We start from the raw sequence: 26,898 nt of genomic DNA on the forward strand, positions 1-26,898 counted from the left end.
TTGCATCCCGTGACGATACGGACCCTTCACCCCGCTGTTCACAGGGCAGGTATATTTTTCGGGACCGGGGTTGCCTCAGCGGGACTCACGTAGGGCTACGGAAGGTGAGGGCAGGCATGCCCGCCGGGGTGGTGGTGGCGGGTGCGAATCCGCGCCAAGCTGACCGCGATTTTGCCGGGTACCCCACATGCTTGATTCGACTCGCCGGGATGCGCGACCGCGCATCGCCCCGGCCGGCCTGATGTTCCTCGCCATCACCTCGATCGGCTGGGGCTTCAACTGGCCGGTGACGAAGTTCCTGCTGTCCGAGCTGCCGCCGCTGACGCTGCGCGGGGTGACCGGCGTGCTGGGCGCCGTGCTGCTCGCCGCCCTCGCGCTGATCCGCCGGCAGAGCCTCAAGGTGGGGCCGGGGATCTGGCCGCGCTTACTGACCGCCGCCGTCCTCAACGTCACCGGCTGGATGGTGCTGATGGGCCTGGCGCTGCTCTGGCTGCCGGCCAGCGAGGCGGCGCTGATCGCCTACACCATGCCGGTCTGGGCCTCGCTGATCGCCTGGCCGGTGCTGGGCGAGCGGCCGACCGTGCTGCGCACGCTGGGGCTGGTGATGGCCTTCGTGGGCCTGGCCTCGATCATGGGCGGCAACGGCTTTGCCGCGAGCGTGGAGAAGCTGCCTGGAATCATCATGGCGCTGGCCGGCGCGCTCGGCTTCGCCGTCGGCACGGTGTTCTCGAAGAAGTACCCGATCCATCTGCCGCCGATCACGGCCGCGGCCTGGCAGATCGGGATCGGCTGCCTGCCGATCTCGATCATCGGCCTCTTGGTCGAGACCACGCATCTTTCGCTGGTGACGCCGGTCGGCTGGTGGCTGCTGGTCTATTCCACCGTGGTGCAGTTCTGCATCGCCTATGTCAGCTGGTTCGCGGCACTGGCGCGGCTGCCGGCCTCGGTCGCCGCGATCGGCACCATGGCGGTGCCTGTCATTGGCGTGGTCGCCTCCGCGCTGGCGCTGGGCGAGCCGCTGGGGCCGGGCCAGATCGCCGCGCTGATCTTTACGCTGGCGGCCGTGGTGCTGGCGACGCGCTAGTTCGAGAACCAGGCATCACCATGCGTAGCGGATCGCGCCCTTGCCGGCATAGCTTTGCGTGACCTTCGAGAACTCGCTCTCGAACGTCGCGGCGGCAGACCAGCCGTTGGTCCACTGCCATTCGGCCGAGGCTGTGGTCAGCGCGGAGTCGGGCGCCTGCGCCGCACCGTTGACGACGAAGCTTGCGCCCGGCAGCGACTGGAAGGTCGGGGCAATCGAACGATCCGGATTAAAATCATGCGCCCATGCAAGGCGGCCGCGCAGCGTGACGATGCCGTTCTGCATGGCGAAAGATTTGTCGGTGCGAATGCCGAGCTCGCTGCGCGTGTCGGTCACGCTCTTGGCGGCATAGGTCTGTGCAAACAACAGCGAACCGGCGACGACACTTTCGGCATAGGCCGGCAGGTCAAATGTGGTGAATTGCCCTGCGGCGTAAGGGGTGATGCCGAGACCGCCCAGCGTCGGCATGACGAAGCGGTAGCCACTCTCCACGCGACCCGAATACGCGTTCGCATTGAACTCGGCGCGCAGGTGGTCGATGCCGGCGACCGTGACGATGCGGTTGGTCGTGATGTCCTGCCAGCCATAAGCCAGCGCAGCAATGATGTAGGCCGCACCGATGTTATGGCGAACGAAGGCGCCGGCCTGGAACAGGTCGGAGCTGCCATAGCCGAGGCCGTTGACGTTGAAGCCGGTGCGGCCGCCCGCCAGCGCAAATCCCGCGAGCGTGTCCGGCGAGACCCGATAGTCCGCACCGACCGCGATGCCGTAGATGCTGCTCGCGCTGTTGTTCGAGCCGATGATGGCGTTGCCGGCCGTGGTCTGCGACCCGCCGAAGCCGGCGGCCCACACGCTCCAGCGTTGTTCGAAGGTCGGGGCTGGCAGCGCCTTGGTGGACATCGCCGCATACGCGTCGCGCTCGCCATCAGTTCGACCGCGTGACGCGTGGGCCGAACTCTCCTCCGCAAACGCACTCGGCGCGCCACTAGCCCTGACGGGATCGCTGCGACCGGAGACGAATGGATCCGTCATCAGGCCCATGAACTGGTTCATCGCGTTGAACGTCGTCTGCTGAGAGCCGGTGGCGCCCTCGCCGGAGACCTGGGTCAAGCCGGCGGGATCGAGCCCGAAGAAGCCCATCGGAAGGCCGCCGTTATTGTTGAAGGCGTAGGTCAGCGCGTTGGCGACGTTCCGCTGGTTGACGTTGAGGCCGGTGTAATTGGTGAAGGCGGCCGTCAGGTTCAGATAGGCGTTGTTGGCGTCATAGCTCAGCGTATCGCTCGCGCCCGTCGGCAGTCCGACATTGATGATGCCCGCGAACGTCGTGCCGCCCCGTCCGCCGGCCGCGGTCAGGATCGTGTATGTCTTCGAGACATAGCTGCCGGGCAGGAAATTCGCGACCACGGTCGCGCCTGTCAACGTCGCCGCGCCCGTGACATTGGCGAAGCTCGACGTCGATGGATTGACCGCAACGACGTAGAGCGCGCCCGATTGGAAGGCCAGATTGCCGGCCACCATCGTCGACGTCCCGGGCGTGTTGACGGCTCCAGGCATGAACGTGCCACCGGCATTGATCGTCGTTGCGCCGATAGTGCCCGTGCCGCCAAGCGTGCCGCCTGCGTTCACGGTCATGGTCGAATTGGCCAGCGAGCCGTTCACCAGCAGCGTGCCGGCGGCGATCGACCACGGCAATGCAGCGCTATTGGTGCCGCTCAGCGTCCAGGTCGAAGCGCCCGTCTTCTCGAAGCTCGCGAAGCCCCGATACTGCGCAGCGGCGCCGATCAGCGAGACATCGAAAGAAGCAGTGGGGTTGGTGCTGCCGCCGAACTGCAAGGTGCCGTTGCCCGTCTGATCGACGACGTTGCCGCTGAAGCTGTAGCCGGCCTGAAGCTGCAGCGTGTTGGTGCCGCCGGTGAAGGTGATGGCGTTGGCACGCGTGACGCCGTCGCCGGCGAGACCGCCGGAAATCGATCCGCTGTTGATGATGCTGAGATTGGTGCCGATGACGCCGGCGCCGCCTGCACCGACCGCGCCGGAGATCCCGGCGGTGACGGTGCTGCTGCCGGAGCTACCGCTCGCGCCGGCGCTGCCGCTCACGCCGGAGAAGCCGTTCGTCCCCGTGGTGCCGTTCGTGCCGCCGCTGGCGGCCAAGGCCCCGGCACCGCCGACGCCGCCGGAGCCGCCGACACCACCGCTGCCGGCGCTGCCCGCGGTGCCGCCGAGGCCACCCATGCCCGCGGCCCCGGCGATGCCGCCATTGCCGCCGGTGATCGTGCCGCGATTGATCAGCGTGCCGCCGTTGGAGAAGGCGGCGCCAACGCCGCCGGTGCCACCATAGCCGCCATCGCCGCCGCGGCTCGAGGCGCTGCCACCGTTGCCGGCATTGCCGCCGGCACCGCCAAATCCGCCGGTCCCGCCGTTGCCGCCATTGCCGCCATCGGTCGAGCCGACCACGTTGACGCCAGCAGTGCCGTTGCCGCCAGCGCCGCCAACGCCGCCGACACCGCCGTTGCCCGCATTGCCACCGGCGCCGCCGTTGCCGCCACTGCCTGCGGTGCCGCCGCGGCCGCCATCGCCGCCGGTGATGATGCCTTGATTGGTCAGCGTGCCACCGTTTGAAATGGTCGCGCCGGCGCCGCCGGCGCCGCCATGACCACCTACGCCGGCATCGCCGGCGCTTCCTCCGCTCCCGCCGTTGCCACCCATTCCGCCGGCGGCGCCGCTGCCGCCGCTGCCGCCAGCGACGGCCGGGAGAAGGGCACTCGCGCCAGCACCGCCGGTGCCCGCTGTGCCGGCGTCACTGCCGTTGCCCCCGGCGGCGCCGTTGCCGGCATTGCCGCCGGAGCCGCCAATCCCGCCGGCGCCACCAGCGATGCTGCCCGAAACTGTAACGGTCCCGCCGTTCGTGAGCTGGACACCATCGCCGCCGCTGGATCCGCTACCGCCAATGCCGCCATTTCCGCCGGCGCCACCATTCCCGCCGTTGCCGCCAGCGCCACCAACCAGACCGTTGTTGCCATTGAGAAAGCCGGAGCCGGAGGACCCGTTGGCGCCATTGTCGCCTGTGCCGCCGGCGCCGCCGATCCCGCTTGCGCCGCCATTGGCGCCGTTGCCGCCAGCGCCGCCATTGCCACCGGCGCCTCCCATGATCGTTTGGGAAATTGAGAGCGTGCCGCCGCTCGTCACCTGCAGACCAACGCCACCGCCGGCACCATTGGCGCCATCGCCTGCGTGGGCGCTGGCGCTGCCGCCAGTGCCACCATTGCCACCGTGCCCGCCGGCTACGCCGAGCCCGATGCTGGATCCCGCGTTGCCGCCGTTGCCGGCCATGCCGCCGGCGCCGCCTGCACCGCCAGCGCCGCCGCTGCCGCCGGTACCTGCCGTGACGCTTTGCAAAATCGTCACGGTGCCGCCACCCGTGACCTGGATGCCATCGCCACCGCTGCCGCCGATCGCACCATTGCCGCCGGCACCAACCCCGCTATTGCCGCCGTTTCCACCGGTCCCGCCATCGAGCGCGCCGAGAACATTGGCGCCGGAAGCGCCCGCACCACCGCTCCCGCCGTGACCCGCTGTACCACCGCGCCCGCCGCTGCCGCCATCGCCGCCAGCGACCGTTTGCTGGACCGTGGTGGTGCCTCCGCTTGTGACCTGTACGGCGGTGCCGCCATTGCCGCCGCCGCCGGCAGCGCCCCCGCTGCCGAGGGTGTCGCCACCGGTCCCGCCGGTCACACCAGCGACGCCCAGGGAGAGAGCACTGGCTCCATTGCCGCCGCTCCCGCCGGCGCCGCCACTGCCACCAACCCCACCCGCGCCGCCGGTCACCGCTATCGAAAGCGTGCTGCCGCCGACGCTGACCTCTACGCCGGTGCCACCCCCACCGCCGCCGCCACCGATGCCGCCGCTGCCCCCTCCCGCGCTCGCATCAAGGCCGCCAATGACAGCAGAACCATCGGCGCCGCTCGCACTGGCGCCGCCGTGACCGCCGGCGCCACCCGCTCCACCGGAGCCGGCACCGAGCGCACCTTCGCCGCCACCGCCGCCGCCACCGCCACTACCCGCAGTGAGGGCTGAGTTGCCGTTGCCGCCATTGCCGCCGCTGCCACCGACAACGTTGCCGCCGTCACCGCCAAGTCCGCCGTTGCCGCCTGAGGTCGCCGTGCCCCCGGAGCCTCCGGTGCCGCCTGCGGCAGCGCCGCCGCCGCCGCCCGCGCCTTGTCCGATCGCGTTGTCACCGCCATTTCCACCGTTAGGAGAGGCGCTGGTACCGGCAGCGCCACCGCCGCCGCCCGTGCCATTGCCACCGGCTCCGCCAGCGCCGCCGTCGGCGCGCGCCGACATGATCGTCAGCGCCAGTGCGACAGCCGTGCTCGCCAACAATGTAGGGAGCCTGAAACGGCGCCGGGTGGGACAAGAACCAATTCTCGATTCAATTATCAATTGTATTACCGGCAGACTTGGCACCGACCCGCAGGCCATTCCGAGGTGAAATCCTCGGAAACAGACCGCAACATATTCGCTCGCCGAAGCGGCTCAACGAGAATGGTCTTACCTGCCAGAAATACCGCTTGATTTCGGTCGCCTGTCACCCGGAAACAACATCGACACCCGCCGCGAGACCGCGGATGACGTCAGTAAGCATTCGCAATTCAGTGCAGTTCTCAGCCGGGCGCACACACAATCCGGGCGCTTTCGAAGCCGTGAGAAAGTGCTCTAGCCCGCCGTCATCCCGCCGCCGTTCAGCGCCTTCCTGATCATCTCGGCGAGCTGGTTGCGGCGGTAGGGCTTAGTCAGCAGCAGCACGCCGTCGTCGAGCTTGCCGTGGTGGACGATGGCGTTGTCGGTGTAGCCGGAGGTGTAGAGCACCCTCACGCCCGGCCGGCGCTTGGCCACCTCTTCGGCGAGCTCGCGGCCGCTCATGCCGCCGGGGATGACGACGTCGGTGAACAGGAGGTCGAAGTCCTGGCCGGCCTCGATCATGTCCAGCGCGGCCCGGCTGTCGGGCGCGGCGACCGTGTCGTAGCCGAGGCTCTGCAGCTGCGCGGTGACGAAGTTGCGCACCAGCGTGTCGTCCTCGACCACGAAAATGGTCTCGGCGCCGCCTTCGGCCTGGGGCGCCACCGGGGCCGCCGCATCCGTCATGCCGTCGCCCGGCGGCAGATAGAGCTTGATCGTGGTGCCGTGGCCTTCCTCGCTGTAGATCTTGATGTGGCCGCCGGACTGCTTGACGAAGCCGTAGACCATGGAGAGGCCGAGGCCCGAGCCCTTGCCGACCTCCTTGGTGGTGAAGAACGGCTCGAAGGCCTTCTGCTGGATGTCCGCCGACATGCCGGTGCCGGTGTCGCTGACCGCGAGCATCACGTAGGGGCCGGGCTGCACCTCCACGTGGGCCTGCGCGTAGGCCTCGTCGAGCACGACGTGGTGGGTCTCGAGCAGCAGCTTGCCGCCGTTCGGCATGGCGTCGCGGGCGTTGATCGCCATGTTGAGCACGGCATTGGTGAGGCGGGACGGATCGATGTGCGCGGTCATCGGTCCCTGTTCCAGCACGGTCTCGATCTGGATCTGCTCGCCGAGGGTGGGGCGCAGCAGCTTGGCGATATCGGCGATCGCGCCGTTGATCTCGACATTGCGCGGCTGGAGCGGCTGCCGACGTGCAAAGGCGAGCAGATGCTGGATCAGCTCGGCGCAGCGCTCGGCGGCATCGTCGATCAGCCGCGCCACGCGCTGGAGCTCGGGCTGCTGCTTCAGGCTCGCCACCAGCGTCTCGGTATTGCCTGATATCACCGTGAGCATGTTGTTGAAGTCGTGTGCGACGCCGCCGGTCAGCTTGCCGATCGCATCCAGCTTCTGCGACTGGTGCAGCTGTCGCTCGGTTTCGCGCGACGTGGTCGCGTCGTGATAGACCAGCACGGCGCCGGAGACGTTGCCTTGTCCGTCGCGCATCGGCCGGCCGCTGATCATCAGATGGCGGGGATCGTTGCCGTTATGCGGGCGGACGATCATCTCCAGATTCTCGAACTGCTCGCCGCGCAGCACGCGCGTCGAGGGCAGTTCGTCCGCCCTGAGCGGCGTGACGCCGTCGCCGTGAAACACGTCGGACAGGGCGCGCAGATTGCGCAGGCTCATCCCGGCGCGATGCAGCAAGATGCGCTCCGCGGCCGGATTGGACAGAAGGACAGTGCCCTCGGCGTCGATCACCAGCACAGCCTCGGCCATGCTGTGGAACGTGCTCTGGAGCACGTTCACCGACAGGCGCAGCTCGTCATGCGCGTTGACGAGATGCTCGGTGCGCTCGGCGACGGCCGCCTCGAGTTGCTCCTTCGCCGCCGTGGTCTCCAGCAGCGTGCTCTTCAGCGCGACCGTGGTGCGCTGGCTCTCGCGCATCAGCATTGCGACCAGCAGCAGGATCACCAGCGCGCCGATCACGTCGATGCCGAGCAGGACGATGCCGGTTCGGCGTGAACTCTGGGCGCGGGCGGCGAGCAATCGCTCTTCCTCCGCGCTCAGATGATCGAGATTGCCCATCACCGTGTCCATCAGGCCGCGGCCCTCGGCCTTGCCCTGAAGCGCGGCAACGCCGGCCTGGTTGTTCTCGGCGCGCAGGCGCATCACCTCTGCGGCGATCTCGACCCGGCGCAGCGCCAGCGACTCGGTGCCCTCCATGAGCGCGACCTGATCCGGATTGTCACGCAGGCTGCGCTTGAGGTCGGCGAGCGCCGGCGCGAGCTGGGCGTGCACCGCCTGAAACTCGTCGCTGAAGCTCGGGTTGCGATAGATCTCGTAGCCGCGCGCGGCGCTCTCGGCGTGGCGCATCAGCACGCGCAGATCGGAGATCTTCTTCTGCGTCTCGATGGTGTGATTGACCCAGGCGGCATCGTACCGCGACTTGACGTCGAGTCCGATCGAGGCGGCGGTGATGATCAGGAGGATTGCAAGTCCAGCACCGAGAATGACGCGCTGCGTTGGGATCAAGGGGCTTCTTTCTTGTCCTTCGGCTGCGCGGCCTCGCCGAGGCATTCCCGGATCGTGGTCAGGAGCGCGTCCGGCGTGAACGGCTTGCGCAGGCAGCGTGTCGCGCCGAGTTCCAATGCCATGCGGAGGAAATCGGGGGAGGGCGAGGCGGACGAGGCGAAGGCGTAGCCGGACATCGCGATCAGAGGGATCGCCGGCGCGCGCTCGTGAAAGATGCGGATGGATTCGAAGCCGCGCATGTGCGGCATGAAGATGTCGACCAGCATCACGTCAAACGTCTGCGCTTCGAGCGCAGCCAGTCCCGTTTCGCCGCCGTCAGCCATCGTGACATCGAAGCCCTGACGCTGGAGCAGAACCTCGATGGTCGCGCCGACCATCGGATCGTCATCTACCACGAGGATACGCGGCATGACATTTCCCAGTAGATCGAAGTCCCAACATTCATCGGTGATATAGGCGAATCGCGGGACGGGTCAATTTGGGATTGGATCATTGTAGATATGCACGGTGCGGTGAATAAAGGTCCCTCGCGCCTCGCATGTATAGATCGTCGCACGAGATGCGCGGGCTGCGCGCGAAACTGGCGATGAGCGCGCGACAAACGAAAGAGGCGCCGCACCGATGCGACGCCTCTTCCTTCAAGCGTTGTCGATCTGCTTACGGGCAGGGATGACGCTGGCCGTCATAGCCGAGATACGTGCCCGAGGCCGGATCGTAGGACTTGTAGCGCTGCGCGCAATAAGCCGACGAGTCACCACCGCTATCCGGCACCACTGCGAACGACGGTTCGTCATAATAGCTGTCGTCGCCATAGTAGTAGGGATCGTTGTAGTACCCGCCACCGTAGTAGGCGTAGGAGCCGAGCCCGCCGATCGCAGCACCGGCTGCGACGCCCGGCCAGAAACCGCCACCGTGACGACGCCAGCCGCCACCGTGCCAGTTGCCACCGCCGCCGCGCCAGTTGTTACCCGCGACTGCGAGGGGACGGCCGCCGCCACCACTAAACGTGGCTCCTGCGGTCGGACGCATGGCTAGGCCGGCGCTCGGGCGCATGGCTCCGGCTGCGAAATTGCCGCCGCCGCCACCGAACCGCGCGCCGCCAAAGCTGCCGCCGCCCATGCGGGCGCCGCCACCGCCGAAATGGGCGCCGCCACCACCGCCAAAATGACCACCGCCGCCACCGCCGTGGCCGCCACGGCCCTGGGCGAAGCTCGGCGTCGCCAACGGAAGGACCAACGCTACCGCTGCCGCGGCGCTCAAAATTCTCAGACTTTTCATGTTCAAACTCCTTATTCCCTGAAGCAAACCTCTTGAAGGGCCCGCGGTTCCAGGGTTCACGCCGGTGTGCGCGTATGGCGCAGGTTTCCATGCGGCCGCTGTACCCGGCATGAACGGATCGCGTCCGATTTGCGGCAGTGCTTGCGCCGGGGCACCACATTTTGCGGGGGCACGGCCGCCCCCGCCGAACTGGACATTTCGCCGCCCGGATGGCATCAGGGCCTCACGAAGCAGGGCCCTAGCCGCATGAAACAGTTCTTCCTCAAGTTCTTCACCTGGTGGAGTGGCCAGACCTTTGGTACCCAGCTCTGGACCAAGCGGTATGGCGAGCTGGTCGGCCAGGACGAGCAGGGAAACCGCTATTATCGGACCCGCGGCGGGGCGATCGATCCGACGCTCGGCTTCGAGCGGCGCTGGGTCATCTACAACGGCTACGCCGAGGCAAGCCGCATCCCGACGGGTTGGCACGGCTGGATGCATCACGTCGTCGATGTGCCGCCGACTGAAGAGAACTACCAGCCGCGCGAATGGCAAAAGCCGCACCAGCCGAACCCCACCGGCACGCCGAACGCCTATCGGCCCTCCGGCTCGACGCTTGCCAGCGGTAAGCGTCCCAAGGCGACCGGCGACTACCAGCCCTGGACGCCCGGCTAGCTTTCCGATCTCCGTCCGAATCTTGACGTGGGGGGTGGATGCACCAGCATCCGCCTCACCTTGCTGTGGACAACGGGAACAGCGGGGACAGCGCCTGCGCAGGTGTTGCAGCTACGCGAGCGATGCGGCTCAATGGTCCCATCTTACGGAGATGGGAGACCATCGCGTTCGGTTCGGGCAACAGTTCGCGACTGTCCCGAGATGCAGCGGCCGCCGACGAGGACTCGATCGGGAGATAGGCCCCCGGTCTGGAAGTTCGAAATCGCCCGATGGAATGTGCAGCCACCGTAAGACAGGAAAGGCCGCTTGGGAAACCGAGCGGCCTTTTTCTTTGATCTGTTGCTCTGCTCGCTTCTCAGAGATGGAGCGTCGGTGAGTTGCCGACTGGCATCATCTCATAGGGCGGCTTCCAGCCCGGCAGTTCGGCGACACGCCGGCGCCAGGCATCAATCGCCGGGAAAGTCGCGGCGAGATCGAAACCCGTCTCCTCGGTCGGATAGTACAGATAGCCCAACATTGAGAAATCGACGATCGTCGGCCGATCGCCCAGCATGAAGCTGCGGTCGGAGAGGTGTCTGTCGACGATCGAGAAGGCGCTGTCGGTCCGCGCGCGCAAGTAAGCGAGCACAGCGGGATGGGCGGGCTCCGGCATGAAGCAGCGTTGAAACCGGTGCTGGGCAAAGTTCGCGGTGAACTTGTGGTTGTCGAACAGCAGCCAGCGCGTGGCTTCGAACGTCTCCTCGGGCGTCGGACGGAACACGCCGTGAGTCTCGGCGAGCCACAGCAGGATCGCACCGGACTGGCTCATGTGCCGGCCATCGACCTCGAGGACAGGGACTTCGCCCATGACATTGGTGGCGGCCCGCCAGTCAGGCGTGCGGGTCTCGCCGCCGGCGAAGTCGAGGCCGACCGGTTCCCAGTCGAGCCCGGCGCAGTTGAGGAACAGCGCGACCTTGAACGAATTGCCGGAAGCTCCGATGCAATGCAGCCGGTATCGCGCCATGGTGAGACCCTCCTGTGCGCACGCGACCGGGAAGCGTCCGTGGGTGTTGGGCGCGATACGGATTGTCGCGACAGGCTCCTGACAGCGTCATGTCAGCAGTGCGGAGCTTCCGGACGATGCTTTGCATTGCCCGGGAAGTGCTGCGCTGCGTTCGGGGCGCGTGAGCAAAGCCTCTGCTCTACACCCGCTCAGCCGCGCGCTTGACCGCCTCGAGGCGGCGGGCCTGGTTTGCGGCGCCGCGCTCTCTCAGCAAGGCCAGCACCTCCGCGGGCGCGGTGTCGGGCGAGCCGGACGTGAACGGCGGGGCGGGGTTGTATTCGATCTGGAGCTGGATCGCTTCCGCCGTGGTGCGGTCGACCAGGATCGACACCAGCGTCAGCGCGAAATCAATCCCGGCGGTAACGCCGCCGCCGGTGACGCGGTTGCGGTCGATGCAGACGCGCGTCTTGGTCGGCGTTGCGCCGAACTGGCCGAGCATCTCCATCGCGCTCCAATGGGTGGCAGCGCGGTAGCCTTTGAGCAGGCCGGCAGCGCCGAGCGCCAGCGCCCCCGTGCAGACCGAGGTGACGTACTTGGCGCCTTCGGCCTGCCTGCGCAGGAAATCCAGCACCTCTTCGTCATTGAGCAGGTCGTTGGTGCCGCCGCCGCCGGGCACGCAGATCACGTCGAGCTGCGGACAGTCGGCGAATGTCGTGGTTGGCGTCAGCGTCAGCACGGAATCGCTCGGCACCGGCTCGATCCGTTTCCAGATCAGGTGCAGCTTCGCGCCGGGGACGGAGGAGAACACCTGCAAGGGACCGGTGAAATCGAGCTGGGTGACGCGCGGAAACACCAAAAGACCGATCTGGAGCGGTGACGACATGGGCAGGTCCTCCAAAGATGAGCTTGACGGAGGCAGCCTCTCATGATGCCATTCCGTCCAAAATGGCGTATTTCCCTCACTTTCGGACATGACCATGATCGGCATCCTGATCTTCCCGGATTTCCAGTTGCTCGATGCGGCCGGCCCGATCTCGGTGTTCGAGATCGCGGCGCGCTGCACGGGCAAGACGACCACCGGAATCCGCGTGCTGGCACTGAACGCGGGGCCCGTGCGCAGCTCGTCCGGCGTGGAAATGATGGCGCGCGACTTCAGGTCGGCGAACGCGATCACCACACTGGTCATCGCGGGTGGCGCAGGCGTAACGGACGCCGCACGCTGCGAGGTCACGCGCGCCTTCGTGCAGCGGCTGGCGCGGCGCGGTGTGCGTGTCGCTAGCGTCTGCTCGGGCGCCTATGTGCTGGCCGAGGCGGGCCTGCTCGATGGACGCCGCGCCACCACGCATTGGGGCCGCACACGGGATTTCGTCGCGCGCTATCCCAAGGTGAAGTTCGAGCCGGACCAGATCTTCACGCATGACGGCAATGTGTGGACGTCGGCGGGCATCACGGCGGGTATCGATCTCGCGCTCGCGATGGTCACCGAGGACCATGGTGAGGAGATCGCGCAACAGGCCGCGCGCCAGCTCGTGCTGTATCACCGCCGCAGCGGCGGCCAGTCGCAGTTCTCATCGCTCTTGGAGTTGAAGACACCGAACGGCCGCTTCGGCGCGCTGCTGTCCTGGGCGCGCGAGAATCTCGATGCCCGGCTGACGGTCGAAGACCTCGCCGATCGTGCCGGCATGAGCGCGCGGCATTTTGCCCGCGCCTTTGCCGCCGAGACCGGCACGACGCCGTCGAAGGCGATCGAGCGCTTACGGATCGAGGTCGCGCGCGAGCGCGTGCAGTCCTCACGCGAGGCGATCGAGCTCGTCGCGGAGGCGACCGGATTTGGCGACCCCGAGCGCATGCGGCGCGCCTTCATCCGCGCCTTCGGCCAGCCGCCGCAGGCGCTGCGGCGCGCGGCGCGGGCGGGTTAGGAAATCTCACCTGGCACTCGAGCGTGGAGGCGAAGATGAGCGGGATGGAGTACAGCAACGAGAACGCGAAACGGCTCCAGAGAATCTATCTCACGGGGGACGTGACCGCCCAGCGCGCGGAGACCATTCGGCAGCTCAATCTGTCTGCCGGCGAGAGCGTTCTCGATATCGGATGTGGTCCCGGCTATCTCTGCGAAAGCATGGCGCAGATCGTTGGGCCTGATGGTGCCGTCGTCGGGATCGATGTGTCGACTGACCTGATCGCGGTCTGCAACCGGCAGAAGGCTTCCGCCTGGATTTCATATGCGATCGGCAACGCCACGGAATTGGGTCAACCCGATGCGTCGTTCGATGTCGTCGTGTGCACGCAGGTCGCCGAGTACGTGCCTGATGTCGACCGCGTCCTCGCAGAGACATTTCGCGTCCTCAAGCCAGGTGGCCGTACGATTTTCGTCGCAACCGACTGGGATGCGGTGGTGTGGCATTCCGAAAGCCCGGAACGTATGGCCGCGGTGATGAAATCATGGGAAGCGCACTGCGCTCACCCGCGTCTCCCGAGGTCGATGGCCCACAGACTGGTGAATGCACGACTTCACCTGGACGGAGCGTCGGTCTTTCCAATCCTGAATTTGCAGTACGATGACGATAGCTACAGCAAGGGGCTGGCTCAGGGCATTCGGGACTTCGTCGCCCGCAGGAACGACGTTTCAGCCGATGATCTCGAAGCATGGCACAGCGAGTTCGAGCATCTCAGCGGGGCGGGACAATACTTCTTCAGCACCAACCGCTATCTCTTCAGGGCCTCAAAGCCAGCCGCGCCGCCGCTATGATTGCGTCCTAGGTCGCCTCGCCCGCGGCTGCCGTGCCTGCGCCATCCGCGCGGGCCACCAGGCGCCGTGCAATCGGCGTCAGCATGTAGGGCGCAAGGTGGATCGGAAACTGCGTCATCGCGAAATAGAGCCAGGTGGTGGGCGGCAGCGCGCCGGCGGTCGCGGCCAGCATCAGGCCCAGATTGCGCTGTGACACCATCAGTCCGAGCGCCAGCGCGCGCTCATAGCCGATGCGGCGGAACAGCAGCGTGGTGACGGCGAGCAGCGTGAAATAGGTCGCGAAGGACAGAGCCGCCAGGCTGATGGTGAACACCGGCTGCGCCACCAGATCGTTCACAACATCGCCCATGATCGCGGCGGCGAAGATCAGGAGGATGATGATGTTGAAGCCGTCGATCGGCTTCCTGTGGCGCTGGATCGCTTTTGCGCCGAACACCCAACGGATGATGGTTGCGGCCAGCAGCGACGCCGCGAGGATGCCGAGCAGCTTCAGGCCGAGCGTCGCCGGTGTGACGCTGAGCATGCCGTCGAGGAACAGGCTTGCGAACAGCGACGCTGTGAAGGGGACCAGCGCGGTGGAGGTCACCAGCGTGACCAGCACGAGCGTGGCATCGAGGCCCATCAGCGCGGCGAGCGCCGGAGACGCCATCATCGGCGAGGCCATGCTCTGGAGCATCAGGGCAACGGAAAGGCCGGGCGAGCGGTCGTTGAGCCCTGTTGCATAGATGATCAGTCCGACGATCAGCGGCACGCCCATCGTAGTCCAGGCGGTTGCGGTCGCAATCAGCGCCGGGCGGCGTAGGTGACCGTACAGCGCCGCGAGATCGACTCGCATGAAGGAGATGCAGAGCAGGACGAGGATCGCTTCGGTGATGTAGGGCCGCAGCAGCGCGCCGAGCGGCGGCACGGCGGCGGCGACGAACACGACCGCCGCGACCCCGCGGGTGCCCTGGCTGCCGAGCCATGTCAGCGCGCGCAGGGGGAGGGCGAAGACGGTTTGAAGAACGAAGGGCATGGGAGGCGTCAGCCCAGCTCCTTCAACCAGGCGCCGATCTCGCGCACCGCGACATTGGCCTGCTGGAGCAATTTGCCCATCGTGAAGAAGCCGTGGAACTGGCCGGGGTAGTGCTTGTACGTGACGGGCACGCCGGCCTGCCTGAGGCGCTCGGCATAGTCGTCGCCTTCGTCGCGCAGCGGATCGGCGCCGGCGGTCAGCACATAGGCCGGCGGCAGACCGGCAAGGCTCTTCGCGCGCGCCGGCGAGGCACGCCAGTCCTGGATGTCGGCCGCGCCGTTGAGATAGTGGTCGCGGAACCAGCGGATCACCGAATGCGTCAGCAGCACGCTGGTCTCGGGCTCGCTGTGGGAGCCGTGCGTCATGGCGAAATCGGTCGCGGGGTAGATCAGGACCTGGCCGGCGATCTTCGGACCATGGCCGTCGCGTGCGGTGAGCGCGACCACGGCGGCGAGATTGCCGCCTGCGCTGTCGCCGCCGATCGAAAGGCGCGAGGCATCGATGCCGAGCTCGCGCGCGTTCGCTGCAATCCATCTGGTCGCGGCGATCGCGTCATCGGCGGCGGCGGGAAACTTGTGCTCGGGCGCGAGGCGGTAATCGACCGAAATCACAATCAGCGCGCCTGAAACGGCGAGCTGGCGGCAGACGACGTCGTGGGAGTCGAGATCGCCGATCACCCAGCCGCCGCCATGGAAGAACACCAGCGCCGGCGACAGGCCGTTCTGAAGGCGCGGCTGCTTCGGGACGTAGATGCGGGCGGGGATTTCGCCGTGCGGCGCCGGGATCGCCAGCGCCGCGACGCGCGCCAGTTCCGGCGGCTCGGGGTTGGTGGCGAAGCGGGCCTGCCCGTAGTAGGCGCGGGCTTCCGGTGCCGTCAGCGTCTCATAGGCGGGGCGGCCGGCCTCCAGGAAGGCCTTGTAGACGGCGGCGGCATCGGGATCGAGCACGACGGGCATGGGAGCGACCTTGGGCTTTCTGTTATCGTTGGACGTCGTTTCCGGGGGCGCTGCCCGCCTCGGCCCCGGGGAGGGGCCGGTGAACTATCCCATCCGGCCGCCGGTCTGGCCAGCGGGCGGCGGGCAGGGCAGGGATGCCGCCCTTCCCCCGCCGTATTCGCCGTGTTAACCGGATGGCCTGCGAGCGGCGGTATCCCCTGTAGAATGTCCAGCAAGCCCGATTCGCTGTTGAAGCCGCGCGAGAAGATGGTTCGAACCTTTACCCTTACAAGACTTGCCCTGCCAGGTCTTGCGGCGCTTCTGGCCGCCACCGCATTGACGGTTGCGACGCCCGCGCAGGCGCAGATCGGCACGATCTTCTCCGACCCGCCGCCGCGGCCGCCGGGTTCGATTCCGCGTGGTCAGCCGCAGCCTCAGATCCCCGATGACGATGAAGAGGTCCCCGAGCTGCCGCCGCAGGGCCGCGTGCTGCCGTCGCGCCCGATGGCGCCGCCGCCGGGCCGGCAAGGTAACGTGATGCCGGGGCCGGTCGAATCCCAGCCCCTGGCGCCGCCGCCGGGCTCAACCGTCGCTCCGCCAAACCAGCCGCCGTCCGTGGCGGTCGCTCCGCCCAATCCGCAAGCCGCCCCGGGTGCGCCCGGTCAGCGCCAGCCCCAGCAGAAGGGCGGGCCGGGCGGCACTGTCCCGCAGACCCCGGCGAGCCTCCAGCCGGGCGACGAGGTCGTAACCGAGCCGCCGGCCCAGAAGATCGTGAACAAGAAGGCGACCTTCTCCGGCCTCGACAAGATCACCGGGCGCATCATCAATTTCGACGAGGACATCGGCGAGACCGTCCAGTTCGGCGCGCTGCGGGTCAAGACCGACGCCTGCTATACGCGGCCGGCGACGGAAGCCACCAATACCGACGCCTTCGTCGAGGTCGACGAGATCACCTTGCAGGGCGAGGTGAAGCGCATCTTCTCAGGCTGGATGTATGCGGCGAGCCCCGGCCTGCACGGCGTCGAGCATCCGATCTACGACATCTGGCTCACCGACTGCAAAGAGCCGCAGCAGACCATTGCGACCGCGGCGCCCGATCCGGCCGCGGCAAAGCCGCCGGCTCCGCCGCCCGCGCAGAAGAAGGCGGCGCCACCCAAGCAGGCCGTGCAGCAGCGTCCGCCGCAGCCCTTGCCGCCGATCCAGCAGCAGCAGCCGGCGCCGCCACCCCCGCCGCCGCCGGAGCAGCGGCCGGGCCTGTTCGGCATCCCCGGGTTCGGGCGCTAGGCCCCTTCACCGATCATGGCCGGGAGGCGACGATGTCGAGCGCGCGCGCGCCCGGGATCGCGTCACCGGCTGACAGCCTCAGGAAATCGCCGGGGTCGCCGGCGAGGGCCTTGTCGAGCAGTGCGGTGTAGCGCCGCCGCGAAATCTCGACCGCGCCAAAACTCTTCAAATGATCAGTGACGTATTGCGTGTCGAGCAGCTCGAAGCCGCCATGGATCAGCCGCGCGACCAGGTGCACCAGCGCGACCTTCGAGGCATCGCGCGCGGTGTGAAACATGCTCTCGCCGAAGAAGGCGCGTCCGAGGCTGACGCCGTAGAGCCCGCCGACGAGGTCGTCGCCCTGCCAGGCCTCGACGCTGTGGCAATGGCCGAGCTCGTAGAGGCCGCCATAGAGGTCGCGGATCCGCTTGTTGATCCAGGTGTCCTCGCGTCCCGCCTGCGGCGCCGCGCAGCCGGCGATCGTTGCCTTGAACGCGGTGTTGACGGTGACGCGAAAGGCGTCCGTACGGACGGTGCGCGCGAGCCGCGAGGCCACGCGAAATCCCTCGAGCGGGATCACGCCGCGCAATTCCGGCTCGACCCAGAACAGGGTCGGATCGTCGGCGCTCTCGGCCATCGGAAAAATGCCGCAGGCATAGGCACGCAACAGCACGGCCGGCGTGATTTCAGACGAAGCGGAGTCGCGCGAAGTCATGGCGCAACAATAGCAGGATCGTGGAGGTGTTGCGAAGGGGGCGAGGATCAGCCTGCGGCGGCGTTGTTGGTCTTGTCGGGGGCCGCGGGCGTGCGGCGGAACCTCAGCATGACGCGAGTTCCGGAATGGGCGGGGTCGCGCTCGACGGTGGCGTCGAGCTTGGTGGCCATCGCCGCGACGATGCGCTGGCCCATGCCGGTCGAGCGTGGATCCGCCTTGACCTTGTCGCCGACGCCGTCGTCGGTGATCGCCAGCAGCAGATCCTCGCCCTGCGAGGTCAGCTCGACATGGATGGGGCCGGCGCCGTCGGGATAGGCGTATTTCACCGCGTTCATCACCAGCTCGTTGACGATGATGCCGACGGCGACGGCGCGGTCCGGATCGATCTCGATCGGCTCGGCCTTCACCGTCAGCCGCGACATCCGGTTGCCTTCGGCCGAGCGCCTGAGATCCTCGAGCAGCGAATCCAGATACTGGTTGAGCACCACGCTCTTCAGGTCCTGCGAGGTGTAGAGCCGGCGGTGCACCTGCGCGACCGCGGCGACGCGGCCCATCGCGTTGGTCAGCGCCGCCTTGACCTCTTCCTGGCCTGCGGAGTTCGCCTGCAGATGCAGCAGCGAAGCGATGATCTGGAGCGAGTTGCCGACGCGGTGATTGACCTCGCGCAGCAGCAGCTCGCGTTCGGCGGCGAGTGCGGCGTAGCGGTCGCGCGATGCATGGATCTCGGCTTCGGCTTCCTCGCGCGCCTTCTGCAATTCGGCCTGCCGCAGCGCGCCGTCAGCGGCGACGTGGAGCAGGGGGATGAAGTCGCCCTTGACGTCCTTGACGAGATAATCGGCCGCGCCCGCCTTCAGCGCGGTGACCGCGATGCTGGAATCCTGCGACGCGGTGACGAACACCACGGGCGGCGCGCCCGATATCGCCATGATCTGCTCGAGCGTCTCCAGCCCGTCGAGGCCGGGCATGTACTGGTCGAGCGCCACGACGTCGATGCAGCCGTCGGCGCTGTTTTGGGTCCCCGCGCGGCGGATACGCTCCAGGCCTTCCTCGCCGCTCGCGGCATGAATGACCTTGTAGCCGCGCCGCGTCAGGCCGCGCTCGACCAGGCGGGCCAGCGCCGCGTCGTCGTCGATGTAGAGCAGTGTAGGCGGGTGCTGGTTCATGAGGCGGCGGGCGGGACCTGGATGACCGAGAAGAACAGGCCGAGCTGCCGGATGGCATTGGCGAAATTCTCGTAGTTCACGGGCTTGGTGATGTAGACGTTGCAGCCAAGTTCGTAGCAGCGCTTGATTTCCTGGCTGTCGTCGGTGGTGGTCAGCACCACCACGGGCGAGGCCTTCAGATATTTGTTCTCCTTGATCTGCTTCAGGATGTCGATCCCGGTCATGTCGGGGAGGTTGAGATCGAGCAGGATCAGGAGCGCATTGCCCTTCTGCACGAGCCCGCTGCCGTCTGCGCCGAACAGGTGCTTCACCGCGTCCGTGCCGTTGGCGAAGGGGATGATCTCGTTGTTGACGCCGGATCGGCGGATGTTGCGCTCGATCAGCCGGGCGTGGCCCTCGTCGTCCTCGATCATGATGATGGTGACGGGTTGAGTCATTGGTCGGCGTTCCGGTTGCTTGTGTTCCAGGTGATGGGCAGCGTGATGGTGAAGGTGCTGCCGGTATTCAGTTCCGATGATACCGACATGGTACCGCCGAGGCGGCGAACAAGTGCACGCACATGCGCAAGACCGATGCCCTGACCAGGCTTGTCCTGGGTTCCCGCCCGGCGGAACAGGTCGAAAATCCGCTGGTGATCTTTCGGATCGATCCCGCGGCCATTATCGCTGATCTCGAAGATAGCGTAGCCAAGCTTGGTGCGCCCGCGGATTCTGATCTCGCCGGGGGCGCCGGCCTTGAGATATTTGATGGCGTTGTCGATCAGATTGGAGAAGATCTGCTCCAGCGCAAGGCGGTCGCTGACGAGATCCGGCAGCGGCGCGACATGGATCTCGGCCTGCGCTTCGGCGGACTGATGCGCCAGCGTCGAGACGATGGCTTCGATCAGCTCGCGGGTGTCGATCTTCTCGGGCACGAATTCGCGCCGGCCCTCGCGGGTGAGGTTGAGGATCGCCGAGATCAGGCGGTCCATCTTGGCGATCGACGACTTGATGAAGCCGAGCGCTTCGGAAAAATCCGTTGAAAGCTGCTTGTCGGGGCCTTCGAGCGTGACCTCGCCGTCAGCTAGCGGCGGGCCATCGGCCGGGACATGGGTAAGGCCGCCGATACGGCGGAAAATGTCGCCGCTGAGCTCTTCGAGTTCGCTGGTGAAGCCCATGATGTTGACGAGTGGCGAGCGAAGATCGTGGCTGACGATATAGGCAAAGCGCTGAATCTCGTTGTTGGCCTCGCGCAGGTCTGCCGTGCGGTCGTCGACGACGGTCTCGAGATTCGCGTAGGCGTCGCGCAGGCGCGTCTCGGCCTCGTCGCGGGCCAGCACCGAGCGCCGCACCAGCCAGATCGAGATCAGGGTCAGCAGCACCACGAGGCCCGAACCGATGCCGGTCATCGAGGCCGCCAGCGTCTGGCTGCGGTCGGAATTGGCCGATCGGAGCCGGAACAGACGCTCCTCCTCCTGGATCATGAAGACGGCGACTTTGCTGATCTCGGCCGTGGTGTCGGTGGAGGCGGCCTCGCGGACCTGCGCTATGGCCTTGTCCGGCCGATTCTGGCCGATGAAGTCCAGCTCCTGCTTGAATTGCCCCAGCCGGATTTCGATAGCCGCGCTCAGCTTCTCGATGTTGCCGCGTTGGTCCGGATTATCGCGGGTCAGGCGCGTGAGCTTGTCGAGGGCAGGTATGATCGCTGCCACGGCTTTCTCATGGTCGGCCTTGAAATCCGCCCCTTGGGTCAGGAGATAGCCGCGGGCGGCGCTCTCGGCACGCCGGATTTCCAGCAGCAGGGCGTTGATCTGGTTCTCCGCCTCGATGGTGTGGATCACCCATTTGCTATCGTCTCTGGCCTTGTTGACCAGGTAGACGGAGCCGGCGCTGATCACGGTCAAGACCAGAAGACCCGCCGAGAACAGCAGGATCTGCCACATGGAGCGCCGTCGTTGCGCTTCAGTCGTCACGACGGTCTCGCTTCGTCAAGTCAACGGAACTCAAAAGGCCCCCTCGGACTGTCCCCGTCCAGAACGCGATGGGGGCCAAAGGGTTCCACGGGAGGAGAGGGGTCACCCTGCGACCGGTTCCTTGCCCGCGAGGTACTGTTCCAGCCAGTGGATGTGATAGTCGCCGTTGATGATGTCGTCCTGGCGCACCAGGTCGCGGAACAGCGGCAGCGTCGTCTCGATACCCTCGACCACCATCTCGTCCAGTGCCCGGCGCAGCCGCATCAGGCATTCGGCGCGGGTCTTGCCGTGGACGATGAGCTTGCCGACGAGGGAGTCGTAATAGGGCGGGATGGTGTAGCCCTGATAGACCGCAGAATCGATGCGCACGCCGAGCCCGCCGGGCTGGTGATATTGCGTGATGCGGCCCGGCGAGGGACGGAAAGTCTGCGGGTTCTCGGCGTTGATACGGCACTCGATCGCGTGGCCGATGATCTGAATCTCGCTTTGCTTGGCCGGCAGATCGCCGCCGGCAGCGATGCGGATCTGCTCCAGCACGAGGTCGATGTCGGTGATGCTCTCGGTGACGGGATGCTCGACCTGGATGCGGGTGTTCATCTCGATGAAGTAGAACTCGCCGTCCTCGAACAGGAATTCGATGGTGCCGACGCCGAGATATTTCATCTCGCGCATCGCCTTGGCGCAGGTCTCGCCGATCTTGGCGCGTGCAGCGGCGGCAAGGACGGGCGAGGGACCTTCCTCCCAGACCTTCTGGTGGCGGCGCTGCAGCGAGCAATCGCGCTCGCCGAGATGGATCGCGCCGCCGCGGCCGTCACCGAGGATCTGGATCTCGATGTGACGCGGCTTCTGGAGGTATTTTTCGAGATAGACGGACGCGTCACCGAAGGCGGACTTGGCCTCGTTGGCTGCCGTCGACAGCGCCACCTGGAGGTCGGCCTCGCTCTGCGCGACCTTCATGCCGCGGCCGCCGCCGCCGGCGGCTGCCTTGACCAGCACGGGGAAGCCGATCTTCCTGGCGATCGCCATCGCGTCGTCCTCGGGGCCGACCGCGCCGTCCGAGCCGGGCACCACGGGAATGCCGAGCTTCCTGGCCGTCTTCTTGGCCTCGATCTTATCGCCCATCAGGCGGATGTGCTCGGCCTTGGGGCCGATGAAATGCAGATTGTGCTCGGAAAGGATTTCGGCGAAGCGCGCGTTCTCGGAGAGGAAGCCGTAGCCGGGATGCACGGCATCCGCGCCGGTGATCTCGCAGGCCGCGAGCAGCGCGGGCACGTTGAGATAGCTGTCCTTGGACGGCGGCGGCCCGATGCAGACGCTCTCGTCCGACAGGCGCACATGCATGGCGTCGGCGTCGGCGGTGGAGTGCACGGCGACGGTCGCGATCCCGAGCTCCTTGCAGGCGCGCAGGATGCGAAGGGCGATCTCGCCGCGATTGGCTATGAGGATCTTGTCGAACATGGTGTCCTTAAGGGACTGGCGCGCGGGAAGCGGCTAGGGCGGCTGACCGCCCACGACCATTACTCAATGATGACGAGCGGCTCGCCGTACTCGACCGGCTGGCCGTCTTCGACCAGAATCTGCGTCACCGTGCCGGCGCGCGGCGAGGGGATCTGGTTCATGGTCTTCATGGCTTCGATGATCAGCAGCGTCTGGCCGACCGAGACCTTGCTGCCGACCTCGATGAACGGCTTGGCGCCGGGCTCCGGCGCCCAATAGGCGGTGCCGACCATCGGCGAGATCACCGCGCCCGGATGCTTCGACAGGTCGGCCGCGGCTGGCGCGGCGACAGCTGCGGCTGCCGGCAGGATGGCGGGAGCGGCCGCCATCTGCATCGGCATGGTGGCGGCGACGCTGATGTTGCGGGCGACGCGCAGGCGAAGGCCGGCCCGTTCGATCTCGATCTCGGTGAGGCTGGTCTCATCGAGCAGAAGTGCGAGCTCGCGGACGAGCGCGGAATCCTCGCTGGAAAACTTTACGGCTGCTTTGTCGTCTGGCTGGCGCGCCATGTTCTGATCCGAATGTTCTGTGTGAAGAGGGAGCGTCAGGCTTTGGGCTTGATGCCGAGCTTGGCTGCAAGGCCCTGGATCGCGAGGCGGTAGCCCTCGATGCCGAAACCGCAGAGCGAGGCGAAGGCCGCGCGCGCGGTGTAGGAATGGTGACGGAAGCTCTCGCGGGCGTGGATGTTGGTCACGTGCACTTCGACGGTCGGGATCTGCACCGCGAGCAGCGCGTCGTGCAGCGCGATCGAGGTGTGCGAATAGCCGCCGGCATTGATGATGATGCCCTTCATCTTGCGGGCATGCGCCTCGTGGATGAAGTCGATCAGTTCGCCTTCGCGGTTGGACTGCCGGCAGTCGGCCTTGAGGCCGTACGCCGCCGCCGCTTCGCGGCACAGCGTTTCGACGTCGGCCAGCGTCGCATGGCCATACTTCTCGGGCTCGCGCGTCCCCAACATGTTGAGGTTCGGCCCGTTGAGAACGAGGATCGTGTCGGTTGCTGGTTCGGCCATTCCAATCCCGCAAGAGGTGCTTCGGCGTGGCGGGGGTTATAGGTAACAAAGCGCCCTAGGGGAAGCCTTGAAGGACCTCCCAGGGGGCTTCAAACAGCTCATCCGGGGTGCAAAAACCTGTGCGGAAGTTACGGAAATTGCTTGTTAACCAGTTCTAATCGTGGCTGCCGGGCGGGATAGGCAGGGGAGGCCGCCCAATAGGCCAAAAGCCCCTGCCGATCTCTCGGCAAGGGCTTATCGGGCGTCAGCCAGGCGGCTTAGCCTTCGATGATGTACACGATCTCGCGCGTCTGCGGACGGACGATGATGTACTGTCCGCGGACGTAGATCACGTCATAGCCGCGCCACTCCGGATAGATTTCCACGATCCGGGGCGGCAGCGGATGGAAGCGAACGGACGCCGGGATCGCGGCGCCGACCGAGATGTTGAAGTTGACGTTCGTGGTCTCTTCGATCTTGGTCGACTTGATCGCCGTTGAGATCTCGGACCGCTTCTCGGCAGGCGGTGCCGCAGCGGTCGCAGGCGCGGCGCCGGTCGTGGTCTGAGACTTGGTGTCGGCAGCCTTGCTGTCCGCGCCCTTGGTCTGGGCGTTCATGTTGCCGCTCTTGGTGTCGGTCTCGGTGCTCTTGGACTTGTCCATCTGGGACTTGTCCATCGTGCTCTTGGACTTGTCCTGCGCGGACTTGTCCTGCGCGCCTTGGGCGTGCTCACCCTTCGTCGCGCCGGCCTTCTCGTCAGCCGCGTTCTTGTTCATCGTGCCGGATTTTTCCATCCCGCCTGACTTTTCCATCGCACCGGATTTCTCCGTCGCGCCGGACGACTTCTCCTCGGCTGCTCCGCCGGGCTTCATGGCGCCGCCGGCCTGGCCGACGGTGCCCTTCTCGGGAGCGGCTTCCTTGCCCATCGCGCCACGTTCAGCTGCGCCGCCGGCGGGTTGCGAATGTTGCGTCGGCTGCGCACCGGCGCCACCACCGCTGTCGCGGTTCATGGTGCCCTGTGCGTTCGCCAGTCCGGTGCCTGCGACGAGCGCGAGCGCGGCAACCGAGATCATAAAGCGGTTAGACATCGAATCTCTCCTCACGTGTTTCTTTGCGTCATTGCCCGCGCCACCAACGAAAGGAGATTTGAGTTGTTCCGGAACATCGGCGGTTCCGGGGTATTTGTTTCTTAAACGCGAGATGAATGCGCGCGCCGGATTCGCGCCAGAATTCGCGCAAAGCTGCGGTCAACGAAAAAGGCCGGCTGTTCAGCCGGCCTCCTTGCATGCGTGAATTGTGAAACGCGCGATCAGCAGGTCGCCTTGTTAGCAAGTCGCCTTGCCGCAACGGGCAACGCCGATCTTTTCCTTCAGGCCTTCGAGGCCGACGGCGCCGATCACGATCTGCTTGCCGATCACGTAGCTCGGCGTGCCGTTCATGCCCATCGCTTCGGCAAGCTTGAAATTCTCCTCGATGGTGGCGCGCACTTCGGGGCTGCCGATGTCCTTCTCGATCTTGGCGGTGTCGAGGCCGGCTTCCTTGGCCGCCTGCAGCGCGCGCGCCTTGTCGGCGGCGCCACGGCCGCCGAGCAGCTTTTGGTGGAAGTCGAGATACTTCTTGCCGGTGGGATCCTGCATGCGCACGGCGACCGCGACCTGTGCCGCTTCGACCGAGCCCTGGCTCAGCACCGGAAACTCCTTCAGCACGACCTTCAGCTTCGGATCGGCCTTCATGAGGTCGAGCATGTCGCCCATCGCGCGCTTGCAGTAGCCGCAATTGTAATCGAAGAACTCGACGAAGGTGACGTCGCCGTCCTTGTTGCCGAGCACGACCTGGCGCGGCGAGTTGAAGATCGCATCGGAGTTCTGCGCGATGCTGGCTTCGTGCTTCTGCGTTTCGGCCGCGGCCTGGCGCTTGGTGAGCTCGGTCATCGCTTCCTCGAGCACCTCGGGATGGGTGACGAGATAGTTCTTGATGATCGCCTCGATGTCGGTGCGCTGGGCATCCGAGAAGCTGTCGGCCGACGCGGGCGCGGCTGCGCCGAACATGGCGAGCGCGAACAGCGCGGGAGCAAGCAGGCGCAGCGAAGGCATAGGCAAATCCTCTTATCGAAAGCTGGTTTCGGAAAACGTCCCGGCGGACTTAAGCTCGGTGTCGTGACGTCGTGGTGTCAGGCGTCGTCTTGGTCGCGTTAGTTGCGCGGCGGCTTGGCCGCCACGATGTCGTCGGCCTTGACCCATCCGGGCGTGCCGACGGCGAAACGGGTTTTCGCGCGCGTGGCGAGCTCGCGGGCGGTCTTGTTGTCGCCGCGCAGATAAGCGGCCTGCGCCGACGCCAGATCCGCCTCGGCATAGTCGCCCTTCCGGCCATAGGCCATCGCGAGCTGCATATAACCGAGCGCAGCCTCCGGTTCCCGTGCCACCGCGGCCCGGAGAATCCGAACGGCATCATCGGTGTAGGCCTTATTATCCGATCCAACCAGAGCCTGCCCAAGTAACATCTCGATGAGGGGCGCGTTGTTGGACAGCTGCACCGCCTTGCGCAGGGCAGGGATCGCCTCGGCCGGCTTGCCGCCCTCCAGCAGGGCCTGGCCGCGCACCTCGTAGAAATACGGGTTGTTCGGCTGGACCTGGATCAGCGCATCGATCTGGGCCAGGGCGCTGCGCAAATCGCCGTGCAGATAGGTGCTGATGGCGCGGGCATAGCGCGCCGGCATGCTGTCGTTCGTCTGGGGGTAGCGGCGGTAGACCGTCTCCGGCCGCTCCATGAACGCGGAAATCTTGGCGCGCGCCATGTCGTGGCGGAGCTGGAGCGCGGGATCGTCCTTCTTGTCCCAATAGGGGCTGGAACTGGCGAATTCCTGAAGCGACGCGACGCGCTCGGCGGGCATCGGATGCGACTGGAGATAGGGATCGGTGCCGCGGGCAGCGAACAGGCTCTCGCTGGTGAAGCGCTTGAAGGTCTCGTACATGCCCTTCGGCGACTGCTGGGTCGCGGTCAGGAATTTCACGCCGGCGCGGTCGGCGTTCTCCTCCTGCTGGCGCTGATAGGACAGCAGCGTGCGGCGGATCATCTCCTGCGGTCCGGCGATGGCGGCAGCACCGGCATTGGCGAGCCCGTTGTTGCCGGCGCTGTTGCTGCCGCGGGTGCTGCCCACGGCGATCGCGCCGGCCCCGAGCAGCATGGCGATGATCATCTGGGTCTGGGCGTTGGCGAGCTGTTCGCGCAGCTTGGACAGATGGCCGCCGGCCAGATGTCCGGTCTCGTGCGCGAGCACGCCGATGATCTGGTTCGGCGTCTCCGACTGCATGATCGCGCCGTAATTGACGAAGATGCGGCGGCCGTCCGCGACGAACGCGTTGAACGAGCCCTCGTTGATGATCACCATCTGGATGTTCTGCTTTTCCAGACCGGCAACGCGCAGGATCGGGCGCGTGTATTCGCGCAGCAGCTGCTCGGTTTCGGTGTCGCGCAGGATCGGCGGCCCCTTGGCCTGCGCATGCACGGCCGGCATCGGCAACAACGCGATCGCCGCGGCGGTGACGAGGGCGGTGAGGGAGGAGGCCTTCTTGCGCAATGCGATCTGGAGCAACATCAGGCGGTCTGGGTCAAACGGTCTTGATCAAGCAGTTTCGTGATTGGTTTTTGG

The 26,898-nt window shown here is 66.5% G+C and carries 23 protein-coding genes; 5 read left to right on the forward strand and 18 right to left on the reverse strand.

Going from position 1 to position 26,898, the window contains the following annotated elements; genetic code table 11:
- Window positions 1-187: 187 nt before the first annotated feature.
- The gene (locus tag AB7245_RS21280) at window positions 188-1,084 is read left to right on the forward strand and encodes a DMT family transporter (RefSeq protein ID WP_354075635.1); all 897 of its coding nucleotides are present in this window, start codon (window positions 188-190) and stop codon (window positions 1,082-1,084) included.
- A gap of 15 nt (window positions 1,085-1,099) precedes the next feature.
- On the opposite strand, the gene AB7245_RS21285 is transcribed toward AB7245_RS21280, so the two are convergent.
- From AB7245_RS21285 to AB7245_RS21300, 4 genes are all read right to left on the reverse strand, one after another.
- Complete coding sequence (locus tag AB7245_RS21285; protein ID WP_439034864.1) at window positions 1,100-5,461, reverse strand: autotransporter domain-containing protein; 4,362 nt, start codon at window positions 5,459-5,461, stop codon at window positions 1,100-1,102.
- A 336-nt stretch (window positions 5,462-5,797) separates the two neighbouring features.
- Complete coding sequence (locus AB7245_RS21290; RefSeq protein ID WP_439034865.1) at window positions 5,798-8,056, reverse strand: CHASE3 domain-containing protein; 2,259 nt, start codon at window positions 8,054-8,056, stop codon at window positions 5,798-5,800.
- Window positions 8,053-8,466 carry a response regulator gene (locus AB7245_RS21295; RefSeq protein WP_028148724.1) on the reverse strand — a complete coding sequence of 138 codons (414 nt, stop codon included), beginning with the start codon at window positions 8,464-8,466 and terminating at the stop codon, window positions 8,053-8,055. The genes AB7245_RS21290 and AB7245_RS21295 overlap by 4 nt, the downstream gene beginning before the upstream one ends.
- 247 nt (window positions 8,467-8,713) lie before the next feature.
- Window positions 8,714-9,334 (reverse strand): BA14K family protein, encoded by a 621-nt coding sequence (locus tag AB7245_RS21300; RefSeq protein ID WP_439034866.1) that lies wholly within the window; start codon window positions 9,332-9,334, stop codon window positions 8,714-8,716.
- A 246-nt stretch (window positions 9,335-9,580) separates the two neighbouring features.
- Here AB7245_RS21300 and AB7245_RS21305 point away from each other — a divergent pair, with 246 nt between their 5' ends.
- Window positions 9,581-9,988: an NADH:ubiquinone oxidoreductase subunit NDUFA12 gene (locus tag AB7245_RS21305; RefSeq protein ID WP_028148726.1), complete on the forward strand. Its 408-nt coding sequence runs from the start codon at window positions 9,581-9,583 to the stop codon at window positions 9,986-9,988.
- Window positions 9,989-10,343: 355 nt separating this feature from the next.
- On the opposite strand, the gene AB7245_RS21310 is transcribed toward AB7245_RS21305, so the two are convergent.
- Window positions 10,344-10,991, reverse strand: coding sequence for a glutathione S-transferase family protein (locus AB7245_RS21310; protein WP_439034867.1), 648 nt, complete (start codon window positions 10,989-10,991; stop codon window positions 10,344-10,346).
- A 178-nt stretch (window positions 10,992-11,169) separates the two neighbouring features.
- A complete protein-coding gene (locus tag AB7245_RS21315; protein WP_085401104.1) occupies window positions 11,170-11,853 on the reverse strand; it encodes a DJ-1/PfpI family protein in 684 nt (227 codons plus the stop codon).
- Between the two features lie 94 nt (window positions 11,854-11,947).
- Between AB7245_RS21315 and AB7245_RS21320 the strand changes: the two genes are divergently transcribed.
- Window positions 11,948-12,889 carry a GlxA family transcriptional regulator gene (locus tag AB7245_RS21320; protein WP_085401111.1) on the forward strand — a complete coding sequence of 314 codons (942 nt, stop codon included), beginning with the start codon at window positions 11,948-11,950 and terminating at the stop codon, window positions 12,887-12,889.
- A 35-nt stretch (window positions 12,890-12,924) separates the two neighbouring features.
- Window positions 12,925-13,719 (forward strand): methyltransferase domain-containing protein, encoded by a 795-nt coding sequence (locus tag AB7245_RS21325; RefSeq protein WP_439034868.1) that lies wholly within the window; start codon window positions 12,925-12,927, stop codon window positions 13,717-13,719.
- 7 nt (window positions 13,720-13,726) lie between these two features.
- Here AB7245_RS21325 and AB7245_RS21330 read toward each other — a convergent pair whose 3' ends face one another.
- On the reverse strand, window positions 13,727-14,734 hold the full coding sequence (locus AB7245_RS21330; RefSeq protein WP_439034869.1) for a Na+-dependent transporter: 1,008 nt from the start codon (window positions 14,732-14,734) through the stop codon (window positions 13,727-13,729).
- Window positions 14,735-14,742: 8 nt separating this feature from the next.
- Window positions 14,743-15,690, reverse strand: coding sequence for an alpha/beta hydrolase (locus AB7245_RS21335; protein ID WP_439034870.1), 948 nt, complete (start codon window positions 15,688-15,690; stop codon window positions 14,743-14,745).
- 204 nt (window positions 15,691-15,894) lie between these two features.
- Between AB7245_RS21335 and AB7245_RS21340 the strand changes: the two genes are divergently transcribed.
- A complete protein-coding gene (locus AB7245_RS21340; RefSeq protein WP_166096385.1) occupies window positions 15,895-16,953 on the forward strand; it encodes a DUF2155 domain-containing protein in 1,059 nt (352 codons plus the stop codon).
- A gap of 13 nt (window positions 16,954-16,966) precedes the next feature.
- Here the strand turns inward: AB7245_RS21340 and aat are convergent, their stop codons facing one another.
- The 10 genes from aat to AB7245_RS21390 all read right to left on the reverse strand — a co-directional run bounded on the left by aat (window position 16,967) and on the right by AB7245_RS21390 (window position 26,844).
- Entirely contained in the window at window positions 16,967-17,647 is a 681-nt protein-coding gene (gene aat, locus AB7245_RS21345; RefSeq protein ID WP_135213473.1) for a leucyl/phenylalanyl-tRNA--protein transferase, read from the reverse strand.
- Window positions 17,648-17,694: 47 nt separating this feature from the next.
- Window positions 17,695-18,810 carry a sensor histidine kinase gene (locus AB7245_RS21350; protein WP_063983555.1) on the reverse strand — a complete coding sequence of 372 codons (1,116 nt, stop codon included), beginning with the start codon at window positions 18,808-18,810 and terminating at the stop codon, window positions 17,695-17,697.
- A complete protein-coding gene (locus AB7245_RS21355) occupies window positions 18,807-19,247 on the reverse strand; it encodes a response regulator (RefSeq protein WP_135213475.1) in 441 nt (146 codons plus the stop codon). The genes AB7245_RS21350 and AB7245_RS21355 overlap by 4 nt, the downstream gene beginning before the upstream one ends.
- A complete protein-coding gene (locus AB7245_RS21360; RefSeq protein ID WP_439034871.1) occupies window positions 19,244-20,761 on the reverse strand; it encodes a sensor histidine kinase in 1,518 nt (505 codons plus the stop codon). The genes AB7245_RS21355 and AB7245_RS21360 overlap by 4 nt, the downstream gene beginning before the upstream one ends.
- Before the next feature lie 102 nt (window positions 20,762-20,863).
- Complete coding sequence (accC, locus tag AB7245_RS21365; protein ID WP_439034872.1) at window positions 20,864-22,219, reverse strand: acetyl-CoA carboxylase biotin carboxylase subunit; 1,356 nt, start codon at window positions 22,217-22,219, stop codon at window positions 20,864-20,866.
- A 59-nt stretch (window positions 22,220-22,278) separates the two neighbouring features.
- Entirely contained in the window at window positions 22,279-22,767 is a 489-nt protein-coding gene (gene accB / locus AB7245_RS21370) for an acetyl-CoA carboxylase biotin carboxyl carrier protein (RefSeq protein WP_439034873.1), read from the reverse strand.
- A gap of 35 nt (window positions 22,768-22,802) precedes the next feature.
- Window positions 22,803-23,270 carry a type II 3-dehydroquinate dehydratase gene (aroQ, locus tag AB7245_RS21375; protein ID WP_135213477.1) on the reverse strand — a complete coding sequence of 156 codons (468 nt, stop codon included), beginning with the start codon at window positions 23,268-23,270 and terminating at the stop codon, window positions 22,803-22,805.
- Between the two features lie 257 nt (window positions 23,271-23,527).
- Window positions 23,528-24,337, reverse strand: a complete 810-nt coding sequence (locus AB7245_RS21380) for a DUF1236 domain-containing protein (RefSeq protein WP_208086591.1) — start codon at window positions 24,335-24,337, stop codon at window positions 23,528-23,530.
- Window positions 24,338-24,574: 237 nt separating this feature from the next.
- Complete coding sequence (locus tag AB7245_RS21385; RefSeq protein ID WP_085401094.1) at window positions 24,575-25,342, reverse strand: DsbA family protein; 768 nt, start codon at window positions 25,340-25,342, stop codon at window positions 24,575-24,577.
- A gap of 98 nt (window positions 25,343-25,440) precedes the next feature.
- Complete coding sequence (locus tag AB7245_RS21390) at window positions 25,441-26,844, reverse strand: M48 family metalloprotease (protein WP_208086592.1); 1,404 nt, start codon at window positions 26,842-26,844, stop codon at window positions 25,441-25,443.
- Window positions 26,845-26,898 lie beyond the last annotated feature (54 nt).

Source organism: Bradyrhizobium sp. 604_D8_N2_3 (genome assembly GCF_051810765.1).
GTDB classification, from domain to species: Bacteria; Pseudomonadota; Alphaproteobacteria; order Rhizobiales; family Xanthobacteraceae; genus Bradyrhizobium; species Bradyrhizobium barranii.

Excerpts from the sequence above, each read along its gene's own strand:
- AB7245_RS21390 (WP_208086592.1), bottom strand. The coding sequence starts at position 26,844 with ATGTTGCTCCAGATCGCATTGCGCAAGAAGGCCTCCTCCCTCACCGCC.
- AB7245_RS21300 (WP_439034866.1), bottom strand. The coding sequence starts at position 9,334 with ATGAAAAGTCTGAGAATTTTGAGCGCCGCGGCAGCGGTAGCGTTGGTC.
- AB7245_RS21350 (WP_063983555.1), bottom strand. The coding sequence starts at position 18,810 with ATGAACCAGCACCCGCCTACACTGCTCTACATCGACGACGACGCGGCG.
- aat (WP_135213473.1), bottom strand. The coding sequence starts at position 17,647 with ATGACTTCGCGCGACTCCGCTTCGTCTGAAATCACGCCGGCCGTGCTG.
- accC (WP_439034872.1), bottom strand. The coding sequence starts at position 22,219 with ATGTTCGACAAGATCCTCATAGCCAATCGCGGCGAGATCGCCCTTCGC.
- AB7245_RS21330 (WP_439034869.1), bottom strand. The coding sequence starts at position 14,734 with ATGCCCTTCGTTCTTCAAACCGTCTTCGCCCTCCCCCTGCGCGCGCTG.
- aroQ (WP_135213477.1), bottom strand. The coding sequence starts at position 23,270 with ATGGCCGAACCAGCAACCGACACGATCCTCGTTCTCAACGGGCCGAAC.
- AB7245_RS21305 (WP_028148726.1), top strand. The coding sequence starts at position 9,581 with ATGAAACAGTTCTTCCTCAAGTTCTTCACCTGGTGGAGTGGCCAGACC.
- AB7245_RS21310 (WP_439034867.1), bottom strand. The coding sequence starts at position 10,991 with ATGGCGCGATACCGGCTGCATTGCATCGGAGCTTCCGGCAATTCGTTC.
- AB7245_RS21325 (WP_439034868.1), top strand. The coding sequence starts at position 12,925 with ATGAGCGGGATGGAGTACAGCAACGAGAACGCGAAACGGCTCCAGAGA.
- accB (WP_439034873.1), bottom strand. The coding sequence starts at position 22,767 with ATGGCGCGCCAGCCAGACGACAAAGCAGCCGTAAAGTTTTCCAGCGAG.
- AB7245_RS21355 (WP_135213475.1), bottom strand. The coding sequence starts at position 19,247 with ATGACTCAACCCGTCACCATCATCATGATCGAGGACGACGAGGGCCAC.
- AB7245_RS21315 (WP_085401104.1), bottom strand. The coding sequence starts at position 11,853 with ATGTCGTCACCGCTCCAGATCGGTCTTTTGGTGTTTCCGCGCGTCACC.
- AB7245_RS21320 (WP_085401111.1), top strand. The coding sequence starts at position 11,948 with ATGATCGGCATCCTGATCTTCCCGGATTTCCAGTTGCTCGATGCGGCC.
- AB7245_RS21280 (WP_354075635.1), top strand. The coding sequence starts at position 188 with ATGCTTGATTCGACTCGCCGGGATGCGCGACCGCGCATCGCCCCGGCC.
- AB7245_RS21335 (WP_439034870.1), bottom strand. The coding sequence starts at position 15,690 with ATGCCCGTCGTGCTCGATCCCGATGCCGCCGCCGTCTACAAGGCCTTC.
- AB7245_RS21295 (WP_028148724.1), bottom strand. The coding sequence starts at position 8,466 with ATGCCGCGTATCCTCGTGGTAGATGACGATCCGATGGTCGGCGCGACC.
- AB7245_RS21340 (WP_166096385.1), top strand. The coding sequence starts at position 15,895 with ATGTCCAGCAAGCCCGATTCGCTGTTGAAGCCGCGCGAGAAGATGGTT.
- AB7245_RS21385 (WP_085401094.1), bottom strand. The coding sequence starts at position 25,342 with ATGCCTTCGCTGCGCCTGCTTGCTCCCGCGCTGTTCGCGCTCGCCATG.
- AB7245_RS21380 (WP_208086591.1), bottom strand. The coding sequence starts at position 24,337 with ATGTCTAACCGCTTTATGATCTCGGTTGCCGCGCTCGCGCTCGTCGCA.